17 protein-coding genes are annotated in these 14723 nt (G+C 63.6%); all 17 read left to right on the top strand.

Going from position 1 to position 14723, the window contains the following annotated elements:
- Positions 1–483 (top strand): transposase (locus tag WDZ97_RS19835; protein ID WP_425763902.1); only part of this gene is annotated, 483 nt, incomplete at its 5' end.
- Between the two features lie 134 nt (positions 484–617).
- A complete protein-coding gene (locus tag WDZ97_RS19830; RefSeq protein ID WP_425763901.1) occupies positions 618–1415 on the top strand; it encodes a L,D-transpeptidase family protein in 798 nt (265 codons plus the stop codon).
- Between the two features lie 345 nt (positions 1416–1760).
- Positions 1761–2069, top strand: coding sequence for a DUF6980 family protein (locus tag WDZ97_RS19825; RefSeq protein ID WP_425763900.1), 309 nt, complete (start codon positions 1761–1763; stop codon positions 2067–2069).
- A 66-nt stretch (positions 2070–2135) separates the two neighbouring features.
- Positions 2136–2552: an acyl carrier protein gene (locus tag WDZ97_RS19820; RefSeq protein ID WP_425763899.1), complete on the top strand. Its 417-nt coding sequence runs from the start codon at positions 2136–2138 to the stop codon at positions 2550–2552.
- A 152-nt stretch (positions 2553–2704) separates the two neighbouring features.
- Positions 2705–4243: a transposase gene (locus WDZ97_RS19815; protein WP_425763898.1), complete on the top strand. Its 1539-nt coding sequence runs from the start codon at positions 2705–2707 to the stop codon at positions 4241–4243.
- Positions 4244–4853: 610 nt separating this feature from the next.
- The gene (locus WDZ97_RS19810) at positions 4854–5336 is read left to right on the top strand and encodes a YcxB family protein (protein ID WP_425763897.1); all 483 of its coding nucleotides are present in this window, start codon (positions 4854–4856) and stop codon (positions 5334–5336) included.
- A gap of 89 nt (positions 5337–5425) precedes the next feature.
- On the top strand, positions 5426–5863 hold the full coding sequence (gene arsN2, locus WDZ97_RS19805) for an arsenic resistance N-acetyltransferase ArsN2 (protein WP_425763896.1): 438 nt from the start codon (positions 5426–5428) through the stop codon (positions 5861–5863).
- Positions 5864–7185: 1322 nt separating this feature from the next.
- Entirely contained in the window at positions 7186–8202 is a 1017-nt protein-coding gene (locus WDZ97_RS19800; protein WP_029143455.1) for an SDH family Clp fold serine proteinase, read from the top strand.
- 514 nt (positions 8203–8716) lie between these two features.
- A complete protein-coding gene (locus tag WDZ97_RS19795; RefSeq protein WP_425763895.1) occupies positions 8717–9415 on the top strand; it encodes a class I SAM-dependent methyltransferase in 699 nt (232 codons plus the stop codon).
- 389 nt (positions 9416–9804) lie between these two features.
- Positions 9805–10083, top strand: a complete 279-nt coding sequence (locus WDZ97_RS19790; RefSeq protein ID WP_341930651.1) for a hypothetical protein — start codon at positions 9805–9807, stop codon at positions 10081–10083.
- A 44-nt stretch (positions 10084–10127) separates the two neighbouring features.
- Positions 10128–10556, top strand: coding sequence for a hypothetical protein (locus tag WDZ97_RS19785; protein WP_341930650.1), 429 nt, complete (start codon positions 10128–10130; stop codon positions 10554–10556).
- A 48-nt stretch (positions 10557–10604) separates the two neighbouring features.
- Positions 10605–11075, top strand: coding sequence for a DM13 domain-containing protein (locus tag WDZ97_RS19780; protein WP_425763894.1), 471 nt, complete (start codon positions 10605–10607; stop codon positions 11073–11075).
- A 79-nt stretch (positions 11076–11154) separates the two neighbouring features.
- Positions 11155–11553 (top strand): cupin domain-containing protein, encoded by a 399-nt coding sequence (locus WDZ97_RS19775; RefSeq protein ID WP_341930648.1) that lies wholly within the window; start codon positions 11155–11157, stop codon positions 11551–11553.
- Positions 11554–11638: 85 nt separating this feature from the next.
- A complete protein-coding gene (locus WDZ97_RS19770) occupies positions 11639–12007 on the top strand; it encodes a cupin domain-containing protein (protein ID WP_341930647.1) in 369 nt (122 codons plus the stop codon).
- Between the two features lie 5 nt (positions 12008–12012).
- Positions 12013–12489 (top strand): pyridoxamine 5'-phosphate oxidase family protein, encoded by a 477-nt coding sequence (locus tag WDZ97_RS19765; protein ID WP_341930646.1) that lies wholly within the window; start codon positions 12013–12015, stop codon positions 12487–12489.
- A gap of 103 nt (positions 12490–12592) precedes the next feature.
- Entirely contained in the window at positions 12593–13105 is a 513-nt protein-coding gene (sodC, locus tag WDZ97_RS19760) for a superoxide dismutase [Cu-Zn] SodC (protein WP_341930645.1), read from the top strand.
- Positions 13106–13203: 98 nt separating this feature from the next.
- Positions 13204–14610 carry an ATP-dependent RNA helicase DbpA gene (gene dbpA, locus WDZ97_RS19755; protein WP_425763893.1) on the top strand — a complete coding sequence of 469 codons (1407 nt, stop codon included), beginning with the start codon at positions 13204–13206 and terminating at the stop codon, positions 14608–14610.
- Positions 14611–14723: the final 113 nt, after the last annotated feature.

The following is a 14723-nucleotide window of genomic DNA, read 5'->3' as shown; positions in this document are numbered from 1 at the left end:
CGCGCTGCCGGCAAGACCCAGCCATACGCCAACACCGACTTCACCGAAGCGCCGGACCGCAGCCACTGCACCTGCCCGGCGGGCAAGCGGCTGTATCGCAACGGCGGCGAATGCACGATCAACGGCTACGCCGCCACCAAGTACACCGGTGCTGCGCGCGACTGCGTGCCGTGCGATCAACGCAGCCGCTGTCTGCGCACGCCGGACAAAACAAAGGTTCGGCAGGTTGCCTTCTTCCGCGGCAAGCGCGACTCAACTGAGTCACACACCGAGCGGATGAAGCGGCGCATCGATTCCGCTGAGGGCAAACGGATGATCGCCGCGCGCTTCGCCACCGTCGAACCGGTGTTCGGCAACCTGCGGCACAACAAACGGCTCACCCGATTCACGCTGCGTGGGTGCACAAAAGTGGATGGGCAGTGGAAGCTGTACTGCCTGGTCCACAACATCGAAAAGCTCGGGCACCATGGATACGCGAATTAGGTAAGCTGGCGGGCGAAAATAACGTCATTCCGAGGACGCTCCGCAGCGGCTGGATCCGACGTCAGGAGACGACGATGAAACGAAGATCGCGGGACTGAAATGATGATGAAGAACTTCGAACCGGCCAGGGCCGGATGCAGCCACTTGCCCCGGAATGGGGTTTTTCTACAGCGTCGTTAGGCTTCACAGTGACACGTCGTCTTGTTCTCACCGCGCTCATCCTCGCATTGGCTCTGGCCGTAGCCGCAGCGCTTCTGCTGCGCACGGAGCAAGGCTACGCCGCTGCAAGCTATGCATGGCTCAAGCTCCGGGGTGGCTATACCGTCGAGGAACGCGTTCGCATGCACGCCGGCGCCGTTGAGTCGCGGCTCAGAGCCAAGTTCGAGGCGGTGGCGGTGCCGTACCCGCCGGCCCACTTGGCGTATGTCGCTTTCAAGGACTCTGCCCAACTAGAGGTCTACGCCCGAGCGCATCCCTCCGCGGAGTGGCGCCGCGTGCATACCTACCCAATCTTGGGCATGAGCGGAGATCTCGGCCCCAAGCTCCGCCAGGGCGACATGCAGGTACCCGAAGGCATCTACCGAGCGGAATATCTCAACGCCAACAGTCGCTTCCACCTCTCGATCCGCCTCAACTACCCGAACGAGTTCGACCTCGCCCAAGCGCGGGCCGATGGTCGGACACAACCGGGGTCGGACATCATGATTCACGGTACCGCCGCTTCCATCGGCTGCCTGGCCATGGGTAACCAAGCGGCCGAAGACCTGTTCATCCTCGCCGCACTCACGGGCAAGGAGCGGGTCGAGATCGTTGTCGCGCCTACGGACTTCCGGCGCCAACCGGTACGCGCGCCGGAGGGCTCACCCGCATGGCTGCCAGTTCTGTACCGCGAGATCAAGGCCGCACTGAATCGGTTTCCCGGTGAAGCCTAACCCTTCGCTCGAGGCGACGTCCGGCGCCCGAGCCAGCGACTGCAGCGGTCAGCGAGAGTGGTAGCTGCGCGCTCCGCTCACGCGTGAGGTCGCCCCTTGTCGCGCCATGCCCGTGTGCTAGTGTTTCGGGGCATTGAGGGTGGCAGGCCGTAGCGGGCGCCGCCGGCCTGGTTCAGTTCAGATCAACAGTCAGGGGTAGAGGCTTCGTCATGCACAACGTGCCTTCGCTGACGGCCTCGGTGCCGTCCAACACTGCGTTCGAACGGACCGCCCAAAGCTGCGCTTTGGGTACCCTGCGCGGCTGCGCCGCTCCGGCGTCCGCACAACTACGACGTTAGGCCGCAAATGCAGAAACATTGCTGCGACGCGATGCATATCCAAGCAGAGTTCTCCTGCGCAGTTCATTCAACACCTGAGTCCTGCCCAGACGCTCTTGTTGGCTACTCCGACCGCTTCCGTGAGTACGGGTTGCTCGTCCATGATGGAGGCACGAGCTCCATATCAATTCGCTTCTGCCCGTGGTGCGGCTCCAAGCTGCCGGAATCGTTGCGGGATCGCTGGTTTGAAGAGCTTTCCACGCTTGGCTTCGACGATCCCTGGTCCCAGGAAATTCCGGAAGCGTTCCGAACGGGTGCTTGGTATCGTGCGGCCTAACCAGTCTCTCGAGCCGACTCGCGTCGGCAGGCCGCCGCTCGCGGCTCAGCTTCAACGTTCGGCGTCATGAATACTGCGCTCGGAATTTCGGTCCTCGCTCTCACTGTTGGGGTCTGGTTCTTCTTTGAGAAGCGACGAGTGGATACGCAGTTCGAAAACACGTTTCGTGGTCGGGAGTCGCTATCGGATGACGACTTCTATGCAGCGTTCTATCAGGACTCTGGCATATCTCGCGAGGTAGTAACCGGAGTTCGGCAAGTCCTTGCAGACGAACTCCAAGTTGATGTGTCCCGGATGATCCCCGGTGATGACTTCTCTCGTAACTTGCGGTTCCTCTTGGAGAGCGACTCTATGGTCGACGTTACCCTTGTCGAAGCACTTGAAAAGCGCTTCAGAATCGCGATCTCGGACAAGGAGGCGGAAGACACCAAAACTGTCCACGACGTCATCACTTTTGTGCACAGGAAGACGCTGTCCAAATGACGCCGAACTAATAATTCCAGCGGATCGGCACAATGCTGCGCATTTCACCGACCGCTGAACTCAAACGTTGAGGCTGTAGAAAAACCCCTCCCCACCCTCATCCGTTCACATGCCGTTGTTATGATTCCGCATCGCCTCTCCGGAGCCCCGCGATGCCGCGATTCAAGACAGCCGACTACGGCCTGAAGCTCATCCCGGTCGATTTCGCGCAGCAGGTGCTTCCCGGCACCTTCGAGTTCGCGCTCTGCCACCTGGTCGACAACGAACTCGATCTCTCCACGCTCCGAGCCCGCTACGCCAACGACGCCGGCGGTGCCCCGGCCTTCGATCCTGCGGTGCTGCTCAAGATCGTGCTGCTCGGGTACTCGCGCGGGCTGATCAGCTCCCGCTCCATCGCCAGTGCCTGCCGCACCAACGTGCTGTTCATGGCCGTCTCGGGCGACAGCGCGCCGCACTTCACCACTGTCGCGCACTTCATCAGCAGTCTGGGCGACGAGGCCCAAGCCCTCTTCTGCCAGGTGCTGCTCGTGTGCGACCGCCAGGGGCTGATCGGGCGCGAGCTCTTCGCCATCGACGGCGTGAAACTGCCGTCTAACGCATCCAAGGCGAAGAGCGGCACCCGTACCGATTTCGAGCGCGAGGCAGCGAAGATGGAAGCGGCCGTGCAGCGCATGATTACCGAGCAGAAGGCGAGCGATGCCGCAGCCTGCGACGACGACATGGCCCGCGCACAGCGCACCCGCGAAAGACTCTCAAGCGAAGCAGCGAAGATCCGTGCGTGGCTCGCGCACCACCCGGACGACCGACGCGGCGCCAGGGGCGCTATGCGCCTGTCGAACCGCACCGACAACGAATCGGCCAAGATGGCCACCGCCAAGGGCGTGGTCCAGGGTTATACCGGCGTAGCCGCCGTCGATGCCGCCCACCAGATCGTCGTCGATGCGCAGGCGCACGGCACCGGGTCGGAACAGGAACTGCTGCTGCCCGTGATCGACGCAATCCTCACGCAGCGAGAACAGCACACGGCGATCTGCGCCGACGCGGGCTATCACTCCGAGAAGAACCTCGCCGAACTGGACAAGCGCGGCATCCCCGCCTGGGTCTGCGACAACGGCTACCGGCAACGCGACCCGCGATACGCCGATCAGGCCAAGCACAAGGCAAAGCCCGATCCGCTGTGGGACAAGAGCGAGAAGGCGAAACGGGCGCGCGCTGCCGGCAAGACCCAGCCCTACGCCAACACCGACTTCACCGAAGCGCCGGACCGCGGCCACTGCCTCTGCCCTGCGGGCAAGCGGCTATATCGCAACGGCGGCGAATGCACGATCAACGGCTACGCCGCCACCAAATACACCGGCGCCGCGCGCGACTGCGTGCCGTGCGACCAACGCACCCGCTGCCTGCGCACACCGGAGACGACGAAGGTGCGACAGGTCGCCTTCTTCCGCGGCAAGCCAGGCCACACCGAATCACACACCGAGCGCATGAAGCGGCGCATCGATTCCATGGAAGGCAAACGGATGATCGCCGCGCGGTTTGCCACCGTAGAGCCCGTGTTCGGCAACCTGCGGCACAACAAACGGCTCACCCGCTTCACGCTGCGCGGGCGGGAGAAGGTGGATGGGCAATGGAAGCTGTATTGCCTGGTGCACAACATCGAAAAGCTCGGGCACCATGAATACGCGAATTAGGTAAGCTGACGGGCGAGGCCGACGCCATTTCGAGCACGCCCGGCAGCGGCCGGCGCTGCCGTCAGGGGACAACGCTGAAACGACGATCGCGAGACTGAAACGATGATGAACGACTTTGAGCCGGTGTGCGCCGGTCACAACCGCTTGCCCCGGAATGGGGTATTTCTACAGCGTCGTTAGGCATCTCGTGGGATCGTCCGACTACTTTGCTTTGCTTGCAGCTGGCCTGCCACTCGGTTTGCTGCTTCTTGCGGTCCTGAGCGGGAAGGGTCGCGAGGCCATTCGCGGCACGGTTACTCGTTGGTGTCTTTGGTTCGGCGCGCTATCTGCCGGAGTTCTTGGTCTGGCTGTACTTTTCGGCGTTGATCTTGTTCCAACTAAGGGCATCCTCGGCATGGTCTTTGTCGGCCTGCCGGCTCTCACGTCGGGTATGCTCATGTCTCTATTCGGTCGCCTGTCTCGGCGCACACCGTAGCCTCGTTGAACATGTATCACCCAAGGCGCACGTACGTGAGCGCTTGCGAGGAGGGGCTGTTGCCGATGCCTAACCCTTTAGTCGAGCGGACCTACACGAAAAGCCGCGCAGGTCGCTCACTTCCACGTTAGCCCTATGACCCACACGCTCACTGTCACCGAAGAGGACGTGGTTTGCGCGCAAAGGCTGCATGCAACGCCTAGCGCTTCACTCTCCGTCCTTCTCGTAGCCGGCGCCGTCATCGTTGTCGTAGGAGCCTATGCGGAAGGCCGGTTGCCGGCTGGTGCGGCAATTGGCGCCTTAGCGGGAATGTTCGGTTGGCTGGCCATCTTATTTCTCATCATCATTCCCTACCGCGCAAAGCGTATATACCGCCAACAGAAGAACCTTCATCTGAAGCACAGGTTCTGGTGGGATAGAGAAATGGTCTTCTTCCAGTCGGAAGACAGCGAGGGCAAGATCCGGTGGTCCGACTTAACGAAGGTGAAGGAGAACCGAAAGATGCTCTTGCTGTATCACTCCGATACGCTTTTCAACATGGTTCCCAAGCATTGTTTCGCTGAGCACGAAGACCTTGAGGCGTTCAAATCATGCCTCTCTGCTCTCCGCAAGGGCTAACCCGCCGCTCCAGGGGACGCCACGCAAGCTGCGCTTCCCGGTTCCCTCCGGCCTCCGGTCGCCCTGAGCTAGCACGTTAGCCCACATAAATGCACATCGCGCCCGAACCTGCTGCTCAAGACGTGATTTCGCTTTTGGAAGCGTGTGCCTTGCCGGTGGCCGATATCGCCGCTGGTTCCCCGGTTCAGTTCTTCGGCATCCGCTCTGCCGGCACGCTGGCGGCTGTAGTTGGCGTCGAACTCTATCCAACCGCTGCTTTGCTGCGCTCCCTAGCAGTTGAGCCATCCTTCCGTGGTCGCGGTTTCGCTCGCTCCCTGGTCAGGTTTGTCGAGTCATTTGCCGCATCCCAAGGTGTCGAGACTCTATTCCTCCTCACAACCACCGCTGAGCGCTTCTTTCTGGCGCTCGGCTATCTGCCTGTCTCGCGCGTTGCCGCACCAAAGGCTATTCAGGCCACATCGCAGTTCACAAGCCTCTGCCCCGCTTCTTCAGCATTCTTAGCCAAGCGTGTCGCCACTGCGGCCTGACACTCCAGCCAAACGGACCGCCAAACCCCCGCCTTTGGGTTGCCTCCATCCGCCTCGCACGGCGTCCGGTTACTTTCACCGTTGAACGTCACAGGTTCTTCGTATATCTGACGGGCAGTCCAAGTCGGCGTTAAGCGCCCGAGCTGGCGACTGCAACGGTCAGCGAGAGTGGTGGCGGCAGCACTCCGAGTGCAAGTGAGTTCACCCCTTGTTGCGCCATGCCTTTGTGCTAGTGTTTCAAGGCATTGGGCGCGGTAGGCCTTCGCAGGCGCCGCTGGCCCTGGTTCAGTTCAGATCAACTGTGGGGTGCAACGGCTTCGTCATGCACAACGTGCCTGCGCTAACGGCCTCGGCGCCGTCCAACACTGCGTTCGAACGGATGCCCAAAGCTGCGCTTTGGGTTCCCTGCGCGGCTCCGCCGCTCCGGCGACCGCACAACTACGGCGTTAGGTCTGTCATTCGCATCGTCATATCGTCCAAATGACCACTGCCATTGCGTTCTTGCCGCTTCTTCTTCTGCCTTTCCTCTATGCTCTCTTCGCGAAGGCCTCGGCCTTCCTTTATGGCAGGGCCCAGATAAGTTGGCTGCATTCGCTCATCTTTGGAGCTCTGCTCGTCTTCGCCGGCTTTGTGGGTGCACTTCTTCATCGCGCCGCTGGGAGCCCCCTGCCAATCTCACTGGCAGTTCTGTTGAGCTTCGCGCTTCTCGTCACCGTAGGTGGCTGGTACTTGGGTCCTAGGGCCAAATCAGCAATCGGCAGCCCGCTCCAATTCAAGGGTGGCGCAATACTCTCTTCTATCGTCTTCGGTCTGCTTGCGCTCTTTGGCATAGTGTTCGCCGTCCTTGTCCCGCTCCTGCTACATGCGCACCAGGCCTAACCCGGACTGGCCTGCGGCCAGCCCCTTACGTCGAACGCTATGGCGCTAATGCGTAGAGCAATTCCCGCAGCGTGGCATCAATATCGCCGCCGCAATGTCATCGCAACGCTCGGCCTTGTTGCAGGCATGCCCTGCACGGTCGCGCTAGCGATCCTGATCAAGCCGTCGAGCCCAGAGACAACGCAGTTTGCGTTTCCAATCGTCATGGTCGTATGGGCTCTACTTTGGGCTCGGTCTGCTTTTCGTATCGTCCGATGGCCTTGCCCGAGGTGTGGTCGCGCGTGGCTGTCATATCAAGAAGCAAACTTCGGCGCCGAGCGACGCTGCAGACAGTGCGGCTTGGGCCTCTATGAAGCGCCATAACATGGCGGTTGACCTCGCTCCCTTCGCGCGCCGGCCACCTCACGTTGGACATCGCAAGCAGACCACTTCCACATCGCCGAATGAATAGATCTGATCCTCCCGAGAAGCCAAAAGTCAAGCAGCCTCCCGTACTCTTCGCCAAGACTCAAGCAGTCATCGAACGAGCTAGCAATTTGCTGGGCGGCCCCCTTATCACGTACTGGAACAATCCGAGAGGCTCTGTTTGCTCAAGTGATGTCGTCGCTCTCAGTGCAGTTCTTGAACGCCTAGGGAATCATGAGACGCTGTACTTGTTCATCAAGTCAGATGGCGGCAGCGGGCAGGTTTCGCTTCGAATGGTCAATCTCCTACGGCAGCACTGCAAGAATCTTGTTGCGTTGGTCCCGCTTGAATGCGCATCCGCTGCCACGATGATCACCTTGGGGGCCAACAAAATTCTGATGGGGCCTACCGCGTATCTGACAGCCGTAGACACATCGCTGAATCACGCACTCTCACCGGTTGATCGCGACAACGATCGAGTCAGCGTCAGCCTGGACGAACTGAATCGAGTTATAGGTCGTTGGCGATCGGAACAGCCTGATCAAGCCGACAACGCGTACAAGAGCTTGTTTGCGTATGTGCATCCACTGGTTATCGGGGCGATCGATCGTGCCGAGTCACTTTCAATGATGCTTTGCCAGGAGCTGCTGGCGTATCACATTGAGAGCGAAGAGGTGGCGCATAAGATTGCGGCTACGCTCAATTCAAAGTACCCATCTCATAGCTACCCGATCCTGCTCAACGAAGCTGCAAAGATTGGGCTCAAGGCCGGTCCCATGCCATTAGAAGTCAATGCACTGCTCCTCGAGCTGAATCGGCTATACAGTGAAATGGGACAGAAGGCGACAACCGACTTTGACGAGATACGCGCCCATGGCAATGAAATACTGAACATTCTTGAGGGGAAGAATCTCCAAGTCTTCTACCAACACGACAAGGATTGGTTCTACCGTAGTGAAGAGCGACGGTGGATAACCATGAACGACAACAGTAGCTGGCGCCAGATTGAGAAGGCTGGCGGCAAGCTTAGACGTAGCATCATGCACATTGCGTAGCGCACCGAGCGATGCCTAACCCCTCGTTGCAGCCGACGGTCAACGGCATGGCGCGGCCTGCGGCTGAACTCGAACGTTGAACGTCACCGGTCCTTTGTTTTTCTCGCGGGCGGTCCGAGTCCGCGCGCAGCGCCCAAGTTGGCGACTGCCGCGGTCAGCGGTAGCAGTCGCTGCGCACGCCGCTCACGCGCCGGGCAGCCCCTTCTCGCGTCATGCGCGTGTGCTAGTTTTCTGAGGCATTGAGGGCGTAGGCCGTTGCAAGCGCCGCTGGCCTGCTTCAGTTCAGATCAACCGTAGGGCAACGGCTTCGTCACGCGCAACCTGCCTTCGCTGGCTCGGTGATCGCGGCATTTTGCTGTTACCCAGCGTCTACCGCCTGGACGATGAACTTGTCCCGACCCAACCCACCTGTAAGACGGTGAGCGACCTCTTGCCGACGACAGCCGGACGCAATCACTTGCCCCGCGATGGGGCTTTTCTGTAGCGTCATCAAACTTTATCGGGCTTCCCGCGCATGAACCAGGACGAACTTAAAGCCGTGTTTGATCAGCAGGCTTCCGGCTATGAACATCAGCAAAGGAAACTTGCACCTGTTCATGAAGGCCTTCATTTTCAGCTTGAATGGATATTCTCCGGGCTGCCTGACAGAGCCCGGATACTGTGTGTTGGATTGGGCGCAGGTGCGGAGCTTTCCTACCTGGCCAAGAAGTTTCCGCACTGGCGCTTCACGGCCGTGGAGCCGTCCGGAGCGATGCTCGATGTCTGTCGCCAGAGAGCGGAGAAGGAGTCGTTCGCCTCGCGCTGCATGTTTCACGAAGGCTATCTGGAATCCTTGCCCGATATCGAGCCTCATGATGCAGCCACGTGCTTCATGGTGTCGCAGTTCTTTCTTGATCAGGACGAACGCGCCCGCTTCTTCCGCTCCATCGCTGCGAGGTTGCACCCGGGGGGCATTCTGGCCAGCGCGGATCTGTCGTCGACGGTGGGCTCACCCGAGTACGACACCTTGCTGAAAGCCTGGGTCAGCATGCTCCACGCAGCCAAGGTGCCCGCTGACGCAATCGAGAAAACGCACGCGGCATGGGCGAAGGATGTGGCCATTCTTCCGCCGGGCGAGGTCGAGGCCCTTATCGGACGCGGTGGCTTCAGCCGTCCTGTCCAGTTCTACCAGGCGGGTTTCGTCCATGCCTGGTGTGCACGGCGCTCGACGTGAAATGCCGTGCGACGGTCGTTTCCAGTCCGGTTGCCCTCGCCAATTCGCGGCAACCGGACCGGGGGTGAACGGCGGCGTCGAGGCACTAGAAGATCGCGCGCGGGTAACGGCGCCAGCGGCTTTTCGGCTTTCTTTCCGGCGGTAGTGTCCGATTGCAGCGCCGCGCCCACGCGGGCGCCAGTCGTCGAGCCGTCCGTATCGGCCAACGGTGTCAGGGGAGACACCGGATCAACTGCGCGGTAAGGTTCACCGCCATGCAGTGCCGCTGACCCAGGCACCGAAGGGGGGCACGGGCGCTCGCTGGCTGCTTCCGCGCTGTTGCTGACCCTGGGTCGATGCACTGCCTTGCCCCTCCCCTCAATCGTCAGGCACTTTCCGCTCATTACGCCATGGCCAAGACCGCAGTCATTTCCGCAGTGGTCGCGACGGCAGTGACCGCCGCCGCGTTTCTGCTCAATCCTTCGCCCGAGCAGCACCGCGCGAAGATCAAGGAGGTCATCGCCGAACGCAGCCCGCTGGCCGGCGTGCTCGGCATCGGGGCACTGACGGCCTTCACGTCGACGTATCATCCCTTCGGCATCGCGTCCTACACGACGGTAAATGAACGCACGATCTCGGTGGGCGCACTGGGCATGGTGTTCGTGCTGGAACCGAAGAAGGACGAATAGCGCGGCTGGCCCGCCACGCGACCCGTGCCCTGACGGAGGTCATCATGACGCCCGAAGCCCTCGTCGCCCTCACCCTTGCCGGCGCGTGCCTGATCCTGCTGTTCTGGCGCACCCTGCTCGAGCTGCTGGTCGTCTGCGCAGTCTTTGGTGGCCTGGGACTGATCTGGTCAGCCGACATGCCGCCCGTCTGGCTCAAGGGCGTACTGACCGTCGCACTGCTGGCGGTATCGGGCCTGATTGCCGAGAAGATCGGCCTGCGCATCGGCGAGCGCCCGCGGACGGGCCGCCGCGGGCGCAGCGTGTCAGCGAGCACCCCGGACTGCAAGCGCTGCGGCAACAGCGGCTCGGTGCTCTGCGGCATCTGCCATGGCTCGGGCGAGGGACAGGGCAGCGCCGGCCTGGTGCTCGGCCGGCACGTGCCCTGCACTTTCTGTAACGGCCGCGGCCGCACGCCATGCGGCTGCGGGCGCTGACGCCGATGGCGGCTCCGTGATGCCGCCGCCCTGATGACCGGACACGCCATGAAGAAATCGCTGCTCCTCGCGCTGACGCATACCCTGGCGGCCGCCGTCGGCTTCGCGCTCGGCATCTACGCGCTGCCGATCCTGATCGCGCCGCCGGCGCCTTCGGGCGAGGAGGTGGCCGCGCAGGCGACCTCGGCCCGGTACGAAGCACAGTTCCGTCGCGATCTGAAAGACAGCGATGCGCTGCACTGGGGCGAGGGCAAGGTGTCGATCGGCGCCGAGGCCATCGTGTTCGAGGGCGAGCTGGCGCCCGGCCCGGACTACAAGCTCTATCTGTCGCCGGAGTTCGTCGAGACCGAAGCCGACTTCCTCCGGCTTAAGGCCCGCATGGTGAGGATCGGCGACGTTCGCACCTTCCGCAACTTCGTCGTGCCAGTACCCGCCTCGGTCAACCCGTCCGACTATTCATCGGTGATCGTATGGTGCGAAACCTTTAACCAGTTCATCACCGCCGCGCGCTACCGCTAGGGACGGGCCGTCGACAATCGGTGCCACTGGGCGCCATTCGCCGTGTCCTACCGGAAGCGGAACACTGAGGGAGGATGCCATGCACACCGCCGAGAACCTTCGCGTACACGCCGTCGCACCGACGACGGAAGTGTCCACCGCGCAGCGCCTGCCCTACTTCGTCGGCATTTCCGGCCAGACCGTCGGCGCCACCGGCCTGTCGATGCATCTGGTGGTGATTCCGCCGGGTGCGCGGTCGGCGCCGCATCTGCATGTCGGCTACGAAACCGGCATCTATGTGCTGGAGGGCGAGGTGCTCACGCGCTGGGGTGAATCGCTGGAAAACGAGGTGATCAGCCGGGCCGGCGAGTTCCTGTTCGTGCCGCCGGGCGTGCCGCACGAGGCGGTGAACCTGAGCGCGACGCAGCCGGCGCGCGCGGTGGTGGCGCGCAACGACCCGGCGGAGCAGGACAAGGTCCAGCCCTGGCCGCCCGCCTGATCGGGGGCGTGGCGGGCTTCACGGCAGCGCACGAAGGCGACGGGCACACTGGCGCCGCCTTTCCGCCTCATTTCGGAGAACCGTCATGACCCTCTTCCCGCGCGCCCGCAACCAGACCCACTCGATGCAGGGCAATCACATCGCCGGCGTCGCCACGCCGGGCAGTGGCGCGCGGCAGATCGAAATGTGGCGCGGGCGCATGGAGGCCGGTGCCGCGACCCCGCCGCACCGCCACAGCGGCGAAGAGGTGGTGCTCATCCTCAGCGGCAGCGGGCGGGCGACGGTGGACGGGCATGAGCTTCGTTACGCCGCTGGCGACACGCTCATCCTGCCGGCGCATGCGGTGCACCAGATCTTCGCCGAGAGCGACAGCGAATTCGTGTCGGCGATGCCGCTGGGCGACACGGTGGCGCTGCCCGATGGCACGGTGATGAACCTGCCCTGGCGCGCCTGAATACGATGACCGCCGAACAGGCCGAGGCACTGCGCCAGTTGCTCGCCAGCCAGCCGGTGGCGGCTCTGGCGACGCTGCACAACGGCGAGCCGGCCGTCTCGATGGTGCCGTGGGCGCTGCGGGCCGATGGCTGCTTCGTCATCCACGTCAGCGCGCTGGCGAGTCACACCGCCGACCTGCGCGCCCACCCCGAGGTCGCGCTGCTGATCACCGCGCCGCTGGCGACCGGCGATTCGCCGCTGGCGCTGCCGCGGCTGAGCGTGCGCGGGCGGGCGGAACCCTGTCCGCCCGGAGCGCCCGGCTACGAAGCGGCGCGCGCTGCCTATCTCGCCCGATTGCCGGAGAGCGAGGAGCTGTTTTCCTTCGGCGACTTCTCGCTGTTCGTGATCACGGTGCTGTCGGCCCGCTTCGTCGGCGGCTTCGCGCAGGCGTACTCGCTCACGGCAGTGGGCTTAGCCGACATCGTCGCCGGTCGCGCCTGAAAGATTGTCGTCCGCCTTGCGGCTTGATGACGATATGCTTGTCGCACGACGCGCGCGGTTCGATGGCGTCGCATCCGAAGGACGAGCTCAAGGAGGATGTCAGATGAAAAAGATGATTCTTGCGTTGATGATGGCCGCGAGCGGCGCGGCCAGCGCCGATGTCGTGGTTCCGGTCAGCGTGGTGGACGAAAAGGGCGTCGGCACGCCGGTTGGCAATGTGACGATTTCGGAAACGCGTTACGGTCTGGTGTTCACGCCGGCACTGCAGGGCCTGCCGCCGGGACTGCACGGCTTCCATGTGCACCAGAACCCGAGCTGCGAGCCGATGGACAAGGATGGCAAGAAGGTGCCAGCGCTGGCGGCCGGCGGCCATTACGATCCGGCCGGCAGCGGTAAGCACGGCACGCCCTGGGGCGACGGACACCTGGGTGATCTGCCGCCGCTCTATGTCGACGCGGCCGGCAACGCGACCAACCCGGTGCTTGCGCCGCGGCTGAAAGCGGCCGATGTGGCTGGCCGTTCGCTGATGCTGCACGCCGGCGGCGACAACCACGCAGACCACCCGGCACCGCTGGGCGGTGGGGGCGCCCGCGTGGCCTGCGGCGTGATCCGCTGAGCGGCATTGCCGCTCACTTGGTCGCAGCCCCGCTGCATGCGGCAGGGCTGCGACAGTTGACCAGGGGCGCCGCGACGCCGGATCGCGGATAATCCGGCATGACCTCTGCTGCTTCCCCCTCCCCCGACACCGCCTTCGACAGCCTGCCGCTGTCGCCCGACACCCTTGCCAACCTGCGCACGCTCGGTTTCGACGCGATGACGCCGGTGCAGGCGGCCGCGCTGCCGGTCGCGCTGGCCGGGCGCGACCTGATCGCGCAGGCGAAGACCGGCAGCGGCAAGACCGCCGCCTTCGCGCTGCCGCTGCTGGCCCGGCTGAACCCGCGCTGGTTCTCGCCGCAGGCGCTGGTGCTGTGCCCGACGCGCGAACTGGCCGACCAGGTGGCGAAGGAAATCCGCCGCCTGGCGCGCGGTACCGACAACATCAAGGTGCTCACGCTGTGCGGCGGCAGCAAGATCGGCCCGCAGGTCGACAGCCTGTCGCACGGCGCGCACGTCATCGTCGGTACGCCGGGCCGCATCATCGACCACCTGGAGCGCAACACGCTCGACTTGCGCGGCGTGAATACGCTGGTGCTCGACGAGGCCGACCGCATGCTCGACATGGGCTTCGTCGACGACATCGCGCACGTCGCGCGCCAGTGCCCGCGCGAGCGGCAGACGCTGCTGTTCTCGGCCACCTTTCCGGATGGCATCGAGCGGCTGGCGGCGCAGTTCCTGCGCACGCCTGAGCGCATCGCGGTCGAGATGCAGCACGCCGAACACAAGATCCGCCAGCGCTTCTTCGAGGTCGACGAGGCGCAGCGACCGGAAGCGGTGCTGCGCCTGCTGCGCCATTACCGGCCGGTCAGCACCATCGCCTTCTGCAACACCAAGCGGCGCTGCCGCGAGGTGGTGGCAGCGCTGCGCGAAGCCGGCATCGAGGCGATCGAACTGTCGGGCGACCTGGAACAGCGCGATCGCGACCGCGCGCTGCTGCGCTTCGCCCAGCGCAGCGTGTCGGTGCTGGTGGCGACCGACGTCGCCGCGCGCGGGCTGGACATCGACGCGCTGGACGCGGTGATCAGCGTCGAACTGACGCCCGACCCCGAGGTGCACGTGCACCGCATCGGCCGCACCGGTCGCGGCGACGCCGAAGGCGCGGCCTGGGCGCTGGTCGCCCCGTTCGAGAAGGTGCGCGCGCAGCGCATCGAGGAAGCGCAGGGCCGGCCGCTGGAGTGGGGCACGCTGGCCGAACTCGAAGCGAGCAGCGACGCACCGCTGGTGCCGCCGATGGCCACGCTGCAGATACTGGGCGGCCGCAAGGAAAAGATGCGTCCCGGCGACGTGCTCGGCGCGCTCACCGCCTACGCCGGCTTCACCCGCGAGCAGATAGGCCGCATCGACGTGACCGACTACCTCACCTTCGTCGCCGTCGATCGCAGCATCGCGAAGGAGGCAGTGCTGCGGCTGGATGGCGGCATGGTGAAGGGGCGGTACGTGAAGGTGAAGCTGGTGGAGGAATAAGCGGCCTCGGTCGCGACACAGCCGCTGCTGTCTGCAGGCTTAGATTCAGGCCGCTGTCGGGGTCAAGACCCCTCCCACAGAACCCGCGCCCAGGCTTCGGCGGCGGATCGGGC

Source organism: Methyloversatilis sp. MC4-4 (genome assembly GCF_049843555.1).
GTDB lineage: Bacteria > Pseudomonadota > Gammaproteobacteria > Burkholderiales > Rhodocyclaceae > Methyloversatilis > Methyloversatilis discipulorum_B.
Note: the sequence above shows the minus strand (reverse complement) of the source record. Positions and strands in the feature narration are given on the sequence as shown.

Excerpts from the sequence above, each read along its gene's own strand:
- WDZ97_RS19830 (WP_425763901.1), top strand. The coding sequence starts at position 618 with ATGCAGCCACTTGCCCCGGAATGGGGTTTTTCTACAGCGTCGTTAGGC.
- WDZ97_RS19790 (WP_341930651.1), top strand. The coding sequence starts at position 9,805 with ATGGCCAAGACCGCAGTCATTTCCGCAGTGGTCGCGACGGCAGTGACC.
- WDZ97_RS19775 (WP_341930648.1), top strand. The coding sequence starts at position 11,155 with ATGCACACCGCCGAGAACCTTCGCGTACACGCCGTCGCACCGACGACG.
- WDZ97_RS19800 (WP_029143455.1), top strand. The coding sequence starts at position 7,186 with ATGAATAGATCTGATCCTCCCGAGAAGCCAAAAGTCAAGCAGCCTCCC.
- sodC (WP_341930645.1), top strand. The coding sequence starts at position 12,593 with ATGAAAAAGATGATTCTTGCGTTGATGATGGCCGCGAGCGGCGCGGCC.
- dbpA (WP_425763893.1), top strand. The coding sequence starts at position 13,204 with ATGACCTCTGCTGCTTCCCCCTCCCCCGACACCGCCTTCGACAGCCTG.
- WDZ97_RS19810 (WP_425763897.1), top strand. The coding sequence starts at position 4,854 with ATGACCCACACGCTCACTGTCACCGAAGAGGACGTGGTTTGCGCGCAA.
- WDZ97_RS19770 (WP_341930647.1), top strand. The coding sequence starts at position 11,639 with ATGACCCTCTTCCCGCGCGCCCGCAACCAGACCCACTCGATGCAGGGC.
- WDZ97_RS19820 (WP_425763899.1), top strand. The coding sequence starts at position 2,136 with ATGAATACTGCGCTCGGAATTTCGGTCCTCGCTCTCACTGTTGGGGTC.
- WDZ97_RS19785 (WP_341930650.1), top strand. The coding sequence starts at position 10,128 with ATGACGCCCGAAGCCCTCGTCGCCCTCACCCTTGCCGGCGCGTGCCTG.
- arsN2 (WP_425763896.1), top strand. The coding sequence starts at position 5,426 with ATGCACATCGCGCCCGAACCTGCTGCTCAAGACGTGATTTCGCTTTTG.
- WDZ97_RS19765 (WP_341930646.1), top strand. The coding sequence starts at position 12,013 with ATGACCGCCGAACAGGCCGAGGCACTGCGCCAGTTGCTCGCCAGCCAG.
- WDZ97_RS19795 (WP_425763895.1), top strand. The coding sequence starts at position 8,717 with ATGAACCAGGACGAACTTAAAGCCGTGTTTGATCAGCAGGCTTCCGGC.
- WDZ97_RS19825 (WP_425763900.1), top strand. The coding sequence starts at position 1,761 with ATGCAGAAACATTGCTGCGACGCGATGCATATCCAAGCAGAGTTCTCC.
- WDZ97_RS19815 (WP_425763898.1), top strand. The coding sequence starts at position 2,705 with ATGCCGCGATTCAAGACAGCCGACTACGGCCTGAAGCTCATCCCGGTC.
- WDZ97_RS19780 (WP_425763894.1), top strand. The coding sequence starts at position 10,605 with ATGAAGAAATCGCTGCTCCTCGCGCTGACGCATACCCTGGCGGCCGCC.